General features: G+C 52.2%; 11 protein-coding genes. 10 read left to right on the plus strand and 1 reads right to left on the minus strand.

Translation table 11 applies throughout. The annotated features are described in order from the left end of the window. Entirely contained in the window at positions 1–2,112 is a 2,112-nt protein-coding gene (gene flhA, locus AC6I9Z_RS08560) for a flagellar biosynthesis protein FlhA (protein ID WP_461455226.1), read from the plus strand. A 17-nt stretch (positions 2,113–2,129) separates the two neighbouring features. Beyond that, positions 2,130–2,849: a sigma-70 family RNA polymerase sigma factor gene (locus tag AC6I9Z_RS08565; protein ID WP_109357475.1), complete on the plus strand. Its 720-nt coding sequence runs from the start codon at positions 2,130–2,132 to the stop codon at positions 2,847–2,849. A gap of 95 nt (positions 2,850–2,944) precedes the next feature. Here AC6I9Z_RS08565 and AC6I9Z_RS08570 read toward each other — a convergent pair whose 3' ends face one another. After that, on the minus strand, positions 2,945–3,760 hold the full coding sequence (locus tag AC6I9Z_RS08570) for a flagellin N-terminal helical domain-containing protein (protein ID WP_109357474.1): 816 nt from the start codon (positions 3,758–3,760) through the stop codon (positions 2,945–2,947). 356 nt (positions 3,761–4,116) lie between these two features. On the opposite strand from AC6I9Z_RS08570, the gene AC6I9Z_RS08575 reads away from it, so the two are divergent. The 8 genes from AC6I9Z_RS08575 to AC6I9Z_RS08610 are packed head-to-tail and all read left to right on the plus strand — an operon-like array spanning position 4,117 to position 12,642. Continuing rightward, positions 4,117–5,331: a sigma-54 interaction domain-containing protein gene (locus tag AC6I9Z_RS08575; protein ID WP_461455228.1), complete on the plus strand. Its 1,215-nt coding sequence runs from the start codon at positions 4,117–4,119 to the stop codon at positions 5,329–5,331. Positions 5,332–5,345: 14 nt separating this feature from the next. Next, positions 5,346–5,708 (plus strand): flagellar hook-basal body complex protein FliE, encoded by a 363-nt coding sequence (gene fliE / locus AC6I9Z_RS08580; RefSeq protein ID WP_461455230.1) that lies wholly within the window; start codon positions 5,346–5,348, stop codon positions 5,706–5,708. A gap of 1 nt (position 5,709) precedes the next feature. Beyond that, positions 5,710–7,461 carry a flagellar basal-body MS-ring/collar protein FliF gene (fliF, locus tag AC6I9Z_RS08585; protein ID WP_461455232.1) on the plus strand — a complete coding sequence of 584 codons (1,752 nt, stop codon included), beginning with the start codon at positions 5,710–5,712 and terminating at the stop codon, positions 7,459–7,461. Continuing rightward, entirely contained in the window at positions 7,454–8,506 is a 1,053-nt protein-coding gene (locus AC6I9Z_RS08590; RefSeq protein WP_461455234.1) for a flagellar motor switch protein FliG, read from the plus strand. The genes fliF and AC6I9Z_RS08590 overlap by 8 nt, the downstream gene beginning before the upstream one ends. Beyond that, positions 8,499–9,191 (plus strand): FliH/SctL family protein, encoded by a 693-nt coding sequence (locus AC6I9Z_RS08595; RefSeq protein WP_461455236.1) that lies wholly within the window; start codon positions 8,499–8,501, stop codon positions 9,189–9,191. Before AC6I9Z_RS08590 ends, AC6I9Z_RS08595 begins: the two co-directional genes overlap by 8 nt. Then, positions 9,184–10,542, plus strand: coding sequence for a FliI/YscN family ATPase (locus AC6I9Z_RS08600; protein WP_461455238.1), 1,359 nt, complete (start codon positions 9,184–9,186; stop codon positions 10,540–10,542). Before AC6I9Z_RS08595 ends, AC6I9Z_RS08600 begins: the two co-directional genes overlap by 8 nt. Then, on the plus strand, positions 10,539–10,985 hold the full coding sequence (locus AC6I9Z_RS08605) for a hypothetical protein (protein ID WP_461455240.1): 447 nt from the start codon (positions 10,539–10,541) through the stop codon (positions 10,983–10,985). Before AC6I9Z_RS08600 ends, AC6I9Z_RS08605 begins: the two co-directional genes overlap by 4 nt. Next, the gene (locus tag AC6I9Z_RS08610; RefSeq protein ID WP_461455242.1) at positions 10,975–12,642 is read left to right on the plus strand and encodes a hypothetical protein; all 1,668 of its coding nucleotides are present in this window, start codon (positions 10,975–10,977) and stop codon (positions 12,640–12,642) included. The genes AC6I9Z_RS08605 and AC6I9Z_RS08610 overlap by 11 nt, the downstream gene beginning before the upstream one ends. Positions 12,643–12,674 lie beyond the last annotated feature (32 nt).

The following is a 12,674-nucleotide window of genomic DNA, read 5'->3' on the forward strand; positions in this document are numbered from 1 at the left end:
ATGAACCGACAAGCTTTTTCCATGGACCGGATGGCCAATAACCTGAAATCCGGTTTGTTACCGATGGCAACCCTGTTGCTCGTCATCTTTCTGGTTTTGCCGCTTCCTACAATCATGCTGGATATTGGCTTCATTACCAACATCATGATCTCGCTCGCGATCCTTATGGTCGCATTAAACGCGACCAAACCGCTCGACTTTTCGAGTTTTCCGACCGTGCTGTTATTTGCGACATTGATGCGCCTCGGCCTTAATGTCGCTTCGACACGGGTGGTATTGGTGCAGGGCCATGAAGGCGGTGATTCCGCTGGGCAGGTCATCGAAGCCTTTGGCAGCTTATTGCTTGGCGGCAATTATGTCGTCGGGATATTCGTCTTCTCGATCCTGATGATCATCAACCTGATTGTTATCACCAAAGGTGCGGGCCGCGTGTCCGAAGTATCCGCCCGTTTCACTCTGGATGCCTTGCCCGGCAAACAAATGGCGATTGATGCTGATCTGAATGCCGGTTTGATTGCGCCAGAGGAAGCTAAGGAAAGACGTTCTGAGGTTGCGACCGAAGCAGATTTTTATGGCTCCATGGATGGTGCGTCGAAGTTTGTGAAAGGTGACGCAGTCGCCGGCATATTGATTTTGGCAGTTAATATTATCGGCGGCATTGTGCTTGGCACCGCCGTACACGGTCTGCCGTTTGCTGAAGCGGCCAGCACCTATTCGATGCTCGCCATTGGTGATGCCCTTGTTGCACAAGTACCGGCGTTGATCCTGTCCATTGCTGCGGCCGCGATTGTGACGCGGGTTGCATCCAGTAAAAACCTGCCGGACCAGATTACCTCGCAATTCGGATCCGGCGGGGCCTGGATACCGGTTGCTGCCATTCTCACTATTTTGGGTGTGCTGCCGGGCATGCCGCATATGATCGTGCTGCCGGCAGCTGCCGTAGCGGGTGGCTTTGCGTTCTATCTGATCCGCAAACCAAAGCCTGTCGAAGCTCCTCCCGAACCAGTTCAGGAAAAACAGCCGGAACAGATTGATTGGGAGGATGTATCGGAAAAAGCACGGCTTGGAATCGAGATTGGCTATGGTCTCGTCTCGATGGTCGAAGACCGCAAGGGCGCGCCGCTGATGAAAAGGATCACCGGCATTCGTCGTCAGATTTCCAAGGAACTCGGTTTTGTGGTGCCGCTCGTCCGCATCAAAGATGATCTGGAACTGGAACCTAATAGCTACCGCATCATGATGGGCGGCATGGTTTTGGGTGAAGGCACCGTCTGGCCCAATGACTTTCTGGCGCTGGATGATGGTCATGTAGATGCGGTTATCGAGGGGCGCCCTTGTAAAGATCCAACATTCGGCATGGATGCCTTGTGGGTCGGTGCCGACAAAAAATCACACGCTGTTGCCGAAGGTTATACAGTTGTTGATGCACCTACAGTTGTCGCAACTCATCTCAACGATGTCGTTCGCCGAAACGCAACCCAGTTGTTCAGCATGGATGAGGCGCAGAAACTGCTCGACCTGCTGAAGGAAACATCGCCGCAACTGGTCGACAGCCTTACGCCGCAACCGCTCTCGTTATTTGCGATCACCGCAATTTGCCGAGAACTGCTGGCGGAGAAAGTGCCAGTCAAAGATTTTCAGAAAATCTGCCTGGCAATGCTTGAGGCATCGAACCACCATACTGAGACCGAACAGATTGTTGATATGATCCGTCAGAAAATCGGCAACCTGATCGTTCAGACAATGGTCCCTATCAATCTGCCATTGCCGGTGGTGACGCTCGATGCGGAACTGGAAAGTCTACTCGTTAAAGCGCTGAAGGTCGGAGAAGACGCAAGCTATCCGATAGAGCCGCAACTCGCGCAGCAGCTGGTCGAAGCAGTCGATGAAACAGCGCGCACGCTGCCAATGGAAGCGCGGAATATCGCTCTTATCACTTCTCCGATTGTGCGGCGCCCCCTTGGCGGGTTGCTGAAGAACCGCTTCCCGGATTTGACGGTGCTTTCCTATCACGAGTTGCCGGAAGACAAATCCATCGAAGTATTGGCGAAAATTGGCGTCCCTTCACCTCGGCCTGATGCGCCGCGGGTCGAAGCAAATCAGACATTTTAATCGAGTGGAATAGACTTATGTTTCAATCAAAAATCAAAGCATCTCAGGCCTACGGTGCCATGCAGATTGACGAGACCAAATTGGTCCAGGATCATCAAGGTTTGGTGACCAAAATTGCATGGCAGATTAAATCCTTCTCGCCCGATCAAATTGAGGTAGAGGATCTGATCCAGGTCGGTCTGGTTGCTATGGTCGAGGCCGCTGCGAAATATGTCGATCAGGGGCATAACTTCAGTACCTATCTATACGTTCGCGTTCGCGGCGCGATGATTGACTATTTGCGGAACACTTGCAGCCTTCGGCGAAGTGCGGTTGAGTGGAACAAAAAGCTTCGCCGGATTAGTGATCAGCTTGCCCAGGAAAATGGTCGGGAGCCGAATGAAGTCGAACTGGCTGAAGCGATGGGCATGGACCAGGCGGAGTTTCGCAAGAATGCCGATCGCGCCATCGACGTCCACGTTGATTCCCTTGATGAAGTCTATTGCGATTCCAGCAGCTGGTTTACCAACGATGATGATGACCAGCACGAGATACTGGAAAAAAGCCAGATGGTTGAACTGCTGTCGGCAAATCTGAAGAAACTGAATGAGCGGGAGCAGCTTGTCCTGAACTGCTATTTCATAGAAGAGATGCAGCTTGATGAAATAGGCGCTGTGCTTGACGTATCCTCTGTCCGGGTTTGCCAGATCAAAAAACGTGCCTTGGAAAAACTGCAAGCCGCGATGAGTTCAGACTAAACCGGCGCGGTATATTTTTTTGAATAATTTAGGCAAAGAAAAAGCCTCCTCCCGTTCGGGGAAGAGGCTTCTCTTTAGTATTGGTCTGAACGAACTTACCTGATCAGGCTCAATACCGACTGCTGAGACTGGTTAGCCTGTGCGAGCATCGCTGTGGATGCCTGGCTCAGGATCTGGTTCTTGGCCAGTTCTGTGGTTTCAGCAGAGAAGTCTACATCCACGATGCGTGAGCGAGATTCTGTGATGTTGGCCACTCGGTCGGACAAGTTGGATACGGTGGTCTGCAGACGGTTCTGCGAGGCACCCAAATTAGCCTGTGCGGTTGTGACCGTGTCCAGAGCAGTATCCAGAGCGGTCAGTGCGGCGGTCGCACCAGCTTCGGTGCTGATATCAACCGCGTTGACTGCAAGAGCGGTAGCGTCGACATCGGTCAGAGCGATCGACACTGTCTGACTGGCGTCGCTGCCGGTCTGAATGCTGATCGATGCGTTGGTGCCATCAAGCAGAGCAACATCGTTAAAGGTTGTGCGTGATGCCACATCACCAATCTGTCCGATAAGCTGTGTTACCTCAGCCTGAAGGTTGGTGCGGTCACCGCCAGAAAGCGTGCCGTTGGCAGATTGAACAGACAGTTCACGCATACGTTGCAACATGCTCGTGATTTCGTTCATGCCGCCTTCTGCGGTCTGCGCTGCAGAAATGCCATCATTGGCATTACGGATAGCCATATTCAGGCCGCGGACTTCAGAGGTCATGCGGGTTGCGATTGCGTTACCGGCAGCATCGTCCGCCGCAGAGTTGATCCGGCGGCCGGTTGACAGGCGTTCGATAGATTTTGCGAGACCCATTTCAGCTTGGCTAGAAGCGAAGCTGGCCCGCAGTGACGTTACGTTGGTTCCTATTACAGTCATGGTGACTTCCTTTTCACAATTTACTTAACTTGATTGATACTATGGGTCACCTCGTCTGCTGAAGCGGCCTCAGAGGAGTTAACGGCGGACCCCAAAATAATTAATCAAAAAAAATTGTCGGTTCTCCGACAGGTGCCTCTCAAAGGTGTCTGCTTTCCGACAGAAATGTCGGGAAACCGACGGTTTTAGAACAAAAAAAGCTGATTTTCAGCCAATTCCCAAAACTGGCACGCGGATTGCGAGGTGTCGGATGAGCACAACTACGATCCCGTGTTCAGAGTAAAACGTGAGGGAATGAGATGATCAACAACGCGACAAAATCTAGCCTGGTCTCTAGGTTTCCAGAGCTTGTTGATATGCTCGAGAGTGTAGAAACTTTCCACTCCGACCGCACATTGTCATCCACCGCTGCGCAACTACCCCACATTGATGGTGCAGCGAAAAAAGATGCTAATGGTGGTACAAAAGATCCCATCGTGATTTATCGCGATGGACCATTCCGTTTCGTTCCGGCTACCCTCAGCCAGCCCCCACGCATTGAATTTGGTGAGGCAGACAAAGTATTTGGTCTGTCGTGTATCATCGAGTCCATGCGCGGGGGCAAAGGGCCCGCCTTTGCCGATCCGAAATCTGTTGCCTTATATAAATATGCCGCCCGGGTGGCGAGCAGTGATGCCAATGTTATGATTACCGGCGAAACCGGTACCGGCAAAGAAGGCGTCGCAAGATATATTCACGAACATAGTACGCGCGCTGACAAACAGCTTGTCACCATCAACTGCGCAGCGATTACCGAAACAATGATAGAGTCCATTTTATTCGGTCACAAAAAAGGTGCCTTTACAGGCGCCTATGCAAATGCCGTTGGTTTGTTCAAAGAAGCCGACGGCGGTACGATTTTCCTCGATGAGATTACCGAGATGCCGCTGGAGAGCCAGTCCAAGCTTTTGCGCGTTCTGCAAGAAGGTGAAATTCTTCCCGTCGGCGCAACGCGTCATGAGAAAATCGATGTTCGCGTCATTTGTGCGGCCAACCGCAATTTTGCTGAAGAAGTTAAAGCCGGAAAATTCCGCGAAGATCTTTACTGGCGTTTGAATGTGATGCCGGTTGAACTGGAACCGCTTGCGGCTCGCCCGGCTGATATTGTTGCAATAGCAACATTCATGATGATGGACTTTCAAAAAGGTCGCGACAAATTCATCGCACTGTCACCTTCCTGCATTGATCGGCTTAAAGCGCATCACTGGCCAGGTAATGTCCGCGAGCTTGCCAATGTACTGCAACGCGCATTGGTCATGTGTGACGGTGATCGTCTTGAAGCCAAAGATCTGATGTTCTCTGGTGAAAGCCTTTCAGCCCAGCCGAAGCAAGATGCAGTGCAGCCTGGCAGTTCTGCCCGCTTCGTCCGCGGCCGCGACCTCCACTCCATTTCCAAAAGCGTTGAATATGACGCGATAACCAAAACGCTCGAACAAACCAACGGCAACCGCCGTGAGGCTGCGAAAGAGCTTGGTATTTCAGAACGGACGCTACGCTATCGGATGGCCGATATGCGAGCGCTCGCGGCTTGAGCAGGAGATAGATTATGTCTTCCGTCAATATGAATAGCCTGATGGCTGCACGCAATGCGATCTTGAACCGCAACAATGCGCTGCAGGATATCGCCAGCAAGACAAGCAATCTGGCCGGTCCAGGTCAGATGCGCGAAACTGAACAGGTAAGCGACCCAAAAGGTTTCGCTGCGCAGTTGACCAATGCAATTCAGGAAGTGAACCAGCTACAGGCCACCGCCAAAGCCGATACGGCTGCCTATCAAATGGGCGAAACCAACGATGTGGCGGCAGTCATGCTGTCCAAACATAAAGCCTCCATCGGCTTTGAATCCACTTTGCAGGTTCGGAACAAACTCTTGTCCGCCTACAAAGACATAATGAACATGTCGGTATAAGATGGCTGAAGAAACTTCCATCAACCAGAACCTCACGCCCGTCGCGCCGACGGGCAGGAACGCGTCTGGCGTCAGCGGGTTCATGGGCTCAATCCAATCCTTTGTGCAACAGCCTGCCATTGCGCGGGCTATGCCTTTGATCATACTGTCCGCAGTCATAGTCGCCGCTCTTTCGGCCTGGCTGGTCTTGCGTGAACCCGCGCAACGGGACTTGTTCCGCGGTCTGCCCGACAATGACAAGTCGGCGGTTATGCAAGCGCTGCAAAGCGCCAATATTCCCTATCAAGTTGATGAAACCAGCGGCACTTTGACGGTTAGCAACGAAGATTATCACGCTGCAAAAATCGAACTAGCGGGGCAGGGGCTGCCGCGCACCGCGCCCAGCGGCGACACTGTTATGTCGAGTATGCCCATGGGGGCCAGTCGTGCAGTTGAGTCTGAAAAGCTGCGCACGGCCCGGGAAATGGATTTGGCGCGATCGATAGAGGCACTGGATAATGTGATCTCTGCGCGGGTGCACTTGGCTGTCGAGCAGCCAAGTATATTTCTGCGTGATCGAAATGAGCCGGCTGCATCGGTCATTTTGCAATTAAGCGGCGCCACTAAATTGGACGAGCGCCAGACGACAGCGATATTGAATCTGGTCGCCAGCTCCGTACCGGGTTTGGACGCTTCCAATGTATCGGTCATTGATCAAAATGGTAGATTATTGTCTAGCCGTGACGATGAAAACTCAAAGAACAATGATACCCAGTTAAAAATCAAAGCGGCGATAGAAGATCGCTATCGTCAATCACTGGCGAGCCTTTTGACGCCGATTGTCGGTCCCGGAAACTTCGTTGCTGAGGTCACCGCCGATGTCAATTTTGACGAGAAACAGGCGACCAGTGAGATTTATCCTGCCGATGGTTCGGTCCTGCGCTCTGAACAAGGTATGCGCTCGGAAGAACCGGTCGGTGGGCCGCAAGTTGGCGGTATACCTGGAGCACTGGCCAACAGGCCCCCTGCTGCTGCTGAATTTGAAGATCAACCTGGCGGTGAGGAAGAGCAAGTTGCTCAGCAAACCGAGCCACGGAAAACTAGCGAAGAATATCAGCGCAATTTCGAACTGGCTCGTGAAATTGCAATAACAAACCAAGCCACTGGTCAGGTTTCCCGTCTTTCGGTCGCGGTAGCCATTGATGACAAGGCGCTGAAAGATACCAAGTCACCCAAAGAGATCCAGGAAATAGAAAAGCTGGTCAAGGGAACCATTGGCTTTAATGCCGAGCGCGGTGACCAGATTGCCGTATCTGCCCGTCAATTCCGGCCAGTAACGGAAAAAGAAGCCGAAGAAGCTTTTTATGAATCCCCCTGGTTTGCGATTATCGCTCGAAATGTGACGGCGCTGGTTGTCGCCTTGCTGATCATATTCCTAATCGCTCGCCCGATATTGAAAAAATGGCTGAGTGCGGAGAAAAATCTGAAAGCCAATATGGCTGCCAACAGCGCGGCTATTCCTGCTGACCTTATGATGCAAAACCGCAGCCTGCCAAGCGCAGCGCCGACAAACGCTGATGCGGGAGGCAGTGCGGGGCAGACAGCCCAGATCAATGGTTCACAGGTCACCATCGACATGATCCAGGCGGCACCAAGCTATCAAGAACGAGCGCTGTTGACGCAGAGTTTTGTCAAACAAAATCCTGATCACGCTGCTCTGGTGGTGAAAGAGCTTTTGAAAGAATCGGATGAGCTGGAGGAAGCTGATGGCTGACGCTGCATCTAAGGATGATAAAACAGAAAAAGAAGACGGCCAGCAGCTTGAGCTGATTACCGGACGTCAGACGGCCGCAATCCTCATGCTTTTGTTTGATGATGATGAGGCTGCTAAAATTCTGGAGCGCCTCGAACCGCAGGAAGCTGAACTTCTGGGAGAGGCGATGTTCAGTGTTGCTGACGTCGATGCCATTCAAATTGACGGGTCGCTCGACCGGTTTTTGCAACTGACCAGAAATCAGACCATGCTCGCCTATAAGTCGGATGAAAAAGTCGGCCGCGTTTTTCGGGCTGCACTGGGAACACCCCGTGCGGAAACGATGATGAACCGCTTTGCCCCGAAGAGGCCCACCAATATCGCGGAGCTACTCAAGTGGGTCGAGATTAAAGACCTGGCCGAATTGGTTCAGAACGAACCGCCACAAATTGCTGCGGTCTTAATCTCATTCATGACACCTGAAGCAGCAGCAGAAATGTTGCAGCTGGTAGAGCCTGCATTGCAGGAAGAACTGATTTACCGCGTTGCGACCTTGGGGCCAGTTAGCGCTCACGCACTGGCACAAATTCACGCACTTCTGGAAAGCAATGGCCCGTCGGCAGAAGAGATTGCGCCACCGATGGAAATTGGCGGGTTGATGGATAGTGCGTCGATTATCAACGGCTTGCCCAAGCAGGCCAGTCAGGCGATTTTGAAAGGTGTGGCAAAACGCGACCGTAAGATCGCAAAGCAGATCGAAGATGAGATGTTCGTGTTTGCCGACCTGATGAACCTGTCGAAAAAGGATATCGGTACGGTCGTTCGCAAGGTGGATTCTGCCATATTGGTGCCTGCTTTGCGCGGTGCTTCCAGCGAACTCAAAGCGAAAATATTCGAAGCTATGTCACAGCGGGCGGCGGAGACTATTCAGGATGAAATGGATGAGTCCCCACCACAACCTATGGAAGCTGTGATCAGTGCACAAAAAGGCGTTATCGCTATCGCGAAGTTGATGATCGATAATGGAGAAATCAGCATGTCGACCGGCGGTGCTGATTATGTCTGACCTGCGTTCGGAAAAAAATCTCCACAGTGCCATGGACAATGATGAGGTTGTTCCACTGTGGCGCATGCCGATGGAACAGAAAGAATTTTCTGCCTGGTCAGGCAGCCTCCCGAAAAATAGTGGATCGGGTTCTGACCATCAGTTTCCGAGTTTTGATGGATCGGAAACAGGCATGAACGGTGCCCCCGGCGGCGAGGAAGAAGACATATTTGAAGCGGCCTATCGCAAAGGCTGGGAAGACGGGCAGGCGGCTTTGGCTGCAGAGCAGGAAACGAATGATCAGGCCTCTGCCACCTTGGCCGACGCAATCAGTCATCTGAATGATCTATATTCGACTGGCAGCTTTTCCTTGATCCTCAACGCGATTGAATCGCTTTTTCGCCGTTGCTCGGAACTTGCCGTACCAGATAAAGTCCTGCTGGAGGCCTGGGCAACGCAATTGGCAGACAGAATTGACCAGGATCAAAAGGGTGCAAGCCTGCTTTTGCACCCCGATGATCTGGCATTGCTTGATCAGGAAAAGTGCAAGCTGCCTTTGCGCGCCGACCCATCCATGCTGCGCGGTAACCTGAAACTTAATCACGCCGGCGGCTGGATCGAAAAAGGGTCGGAAGTCGTACTGGATGAATTGCGCGGACTGATAGATGAATTGAGCGGTCAGCAATCGGAATCCGGTCATGAGTGAAACGGTCCAAACGTTCGTTAGCGACCATAATAGCGGCAAAGGCATTCGCGGTCTTTTGGCCCGCATTGAACATATCGGCAATGAACCACGCCAGGTCGGCAAATTATCTGCGCATGACAATGGCATGCTGGAAGTCACAGGTTTCCCATATCCTTTGGGATATTCCGGCCGTGTGACAGCGACCGACGGCCGGGAGATTACGGCCGAGGTTGTGGGTTTCAAGGGATCACGCACCCTGATGATCCCGATGGTGCAGGATGCGCCGCTGCGAAGCGGCAGCCGGGTGCTACCCTTTGCCAAATCTAATGAAGCCGCAGTTGGCGACGCACTGTTCGGCCGGATAATTGGCCCGATGGGAGAGCCCATTGACGGCAAGGGACCGATATTGGCCACCGAGAGTATCCCGCTATCGGGGCTTGAAGGTAATGTGATGCGCCGAGCCAGTGTAACCAAGCCTATCGATATGGGCATAAGGGCATTGAACGGTTTGCTGACATTTGGTCAGGGTCAACGGGTTGTCGTCATTGCCGGATCGGGTGTTGGCAAATCAATGCTGATCAATCAGATTTTGGACGGCGTCGTTGCCGACGTTGTTGTTGTTGGCCTGATCGGGGAACGCGGCCGCGAGGTGAACGACTTTGTGAACCGCCGTAATGAGAAAAAGGATGCAGTGCCGACGATTACGGTAGCTGTGCCTGCGGATCACTCGCCTTCCTCGCGGTTAAAGGCGGCCCATCGCGCGACCGCGATTGCCGAACATTTTCGGTCGCAAGGCAAATCGGTTGTGTTGGTTATCGACAGCCTGACACGGGTTGCCCATGCTCAACGCGAAATCGGTCTGGCTGCCGGCGAACCGCCGACGATGAAAGGTTATCCACCCTCGGCCCTGTCGATGATCCCGCGTCTGATTGAAAGGGCAGGGAATGACAATAAGACTGGTGGCTCGATAACCGCCATTTACACTGTCCTTGCTGACGGTGATGACCTCGACGACCCGGTTGTCGACAATGCGCGGGCTATTGCTGACGGCCATATAATATTGTCTCGCTCGCTGGCGGAGCAGGGTATTTTTCCGGCCATTGATATCGGGAAATCAATCAGCCGGGTCGCGGTGGACATTATCGATGATGCGCATCATGCGGCGCAAACCCATTTCAAGCGTCTCTGGTCCATCTACGAGGAAAACCGGGATCTGGTTTTAATGGGAGCATACCAAGCCGGTAATGATCCCAATATTGACGAAGCGCTCGCACAGTGGCCGATCATGGTCGAGTATCTGAAGCAGAAACCCCGCGAACTTGTGAACTTCCGGCAAAGCATCAGTGATCTGTTTGGTCTGTTCGAGCCATGAAACGGAAAGTGAAGGGGCTGCAGCGCATATTGAAAGTGCGTGATACCCAGAAGAAATTAAAGGAAATGGCGCTTGCAAAAGCTGGCAATCATTGCGCGGTATTGGAGCATAACGCGGACAGGATCAGAAAACTTCAGATTGAAACACTGTCCGATGTTCAGGCGGTGAACGCCGATATGTTGTCCGCCAGAATGGAACTTTCCGGGCGCCTGGTTGATGCCGAGCGCTCGATAGAAGCGTCTATGGAGAAAGCCCGGCAAGACTTTGCCCATGCAGAGCGGCAAAACCTTGCCGCCCGGACCACCTATGAGGGTACCGAAAAACTCCTCCATTCCAACCTTCGCAAGGCTCGCAAGGCGGAAATATTTAAAACCGATGTTCGTCATAACATATTGTATAATATAGGAAATAATAGGAAAAAGGATCGCCGTGATGATGGGTAAAATCTTGTCTGAGGCCTCTCAATCCATAATTGGCATGCTTTCTGCAAAGCCTGTCGGCATGGAAACACGCACTGCAAATAACGAGTTCAGCTCCCTTCTGGCCACCGGTGAAGACCGGCCGCGTTCGGCATTGGATAAAGACGGAGCAGAAACGGCAGAAGGCAATGACGCTGAGCAGTTTCTGGCGCAGTTGATCGGTAATGATGATCAGTCCGTTACACCTTCAGAAAAGCGTGAGATGGTAAAAACCGTCACAATGAAGATCGCGGGTGATGACGGTGTCGATAGTACCCAGACCGATGCTTCGTTTTCTCCAGAAGCTGCTTCGGAAATGCAGCGCTTCGTATCGGTTCTTCAACCGTCCTCCGGCGATTCAACACAGATCGGCAAGAGCATATCTGACATTGAACCGAAGCGAGCACCCAATGGTGCGAATGTGACGGTCCAGAGCACCAAAGAGCAAAACCCTGGCGCGAATATAGATACCAAACAGGCCCCTATGTTGACAGGTAAGCAGTTGACCACCCCGGTCGATTTGCCTGCTCCTAGCGACATCAAAATAGCGACGCCGGAAAACGGCAATGTGTTGAGGGAAGGTGCCAAAACTTTCTCTGCGCCCAAGATGGAAAATGATCCTGTCGGACAAAGTAAAACCCCACTCGATGGTAGGATATTGGCAGAGAGTAAACCGGTTTCTGAAAATGGCGTGAAAGCCAAAATCTCATCTGCTTCGTTGAGCAATGCAGACAAATCCTCACCTGAAATCAGTGTGCAGAAGCCCGCTCTGGCGCAGACCACTACAACGGAAACGTCACAAACCACCAATAAATCAACGGCTCCCATCCTGGCAGCACCATATACTGACTTTGCAATACGCAATCGCTCGAAAACCAATAATGTGGATGGCAAACGCCCTGCGGCACTTTCCTCGCCAAGTAATATTGGATCGGAGCAACCTGTATTGGACTCTCTTGATTTGCGGTTGGCCAGTAATCGAAATTTGGCAGGCACCAAACCTGTACAAGCCCCTGAAATTGACGCCCGGGTTTCTAAGGCGCCTACAGATGCTTCGATGAAAATCGAGACAAAATCGTCTTTCATGGAAATGCAAAAGCTTTCCACTGGGCATGATCTTGAAACAAGCATTGAACTGTCGGCGCCAGCGTCTGTTGCCCAACCCGCCAGCACTCAAACTGTTACACAAAAGACTGTTGGTTTCGACTGGAACGCGCCGCAATTTGCCGAGCGTTTTGCCGCTGAAATCAGTGATATGCGGATCAACGGCGATCTGAAGAAATTTGAGATCAACCCAAGAAATATGGGGCGTCTGGAAGTGTCTTTCGTTTCGCGCGGCGGCGTGGAAGTACTTCAAATTGAAGCAGAAAGTGACGCAGCTCGTGAGGTGATAGTACAACACAGCCAGGCGATTCAGGATATTTTAAAGGCACAGGGACGGTCTGATCTGACCCTGCGTGTGGATGTACGGGACAATATGTTCGCTGCATCTCAAAATGACAGCATGGATTTCAGCCAACAAAACGGCGCAGGCGAACAGGAAGAACACACCGCTTCGCCTTCCCAAAATGGCAGCGCAGCGATGACGGCCGAGGGTGATGTCGATCCACCGGCACCGTCCGATAACAGCCGCTACGCCTGAACCTGAAATCACCCGTTAAAACGAATAGAAAC

This window comes from Parasphingorhabdus sp. (assembly GCF_059726685.1).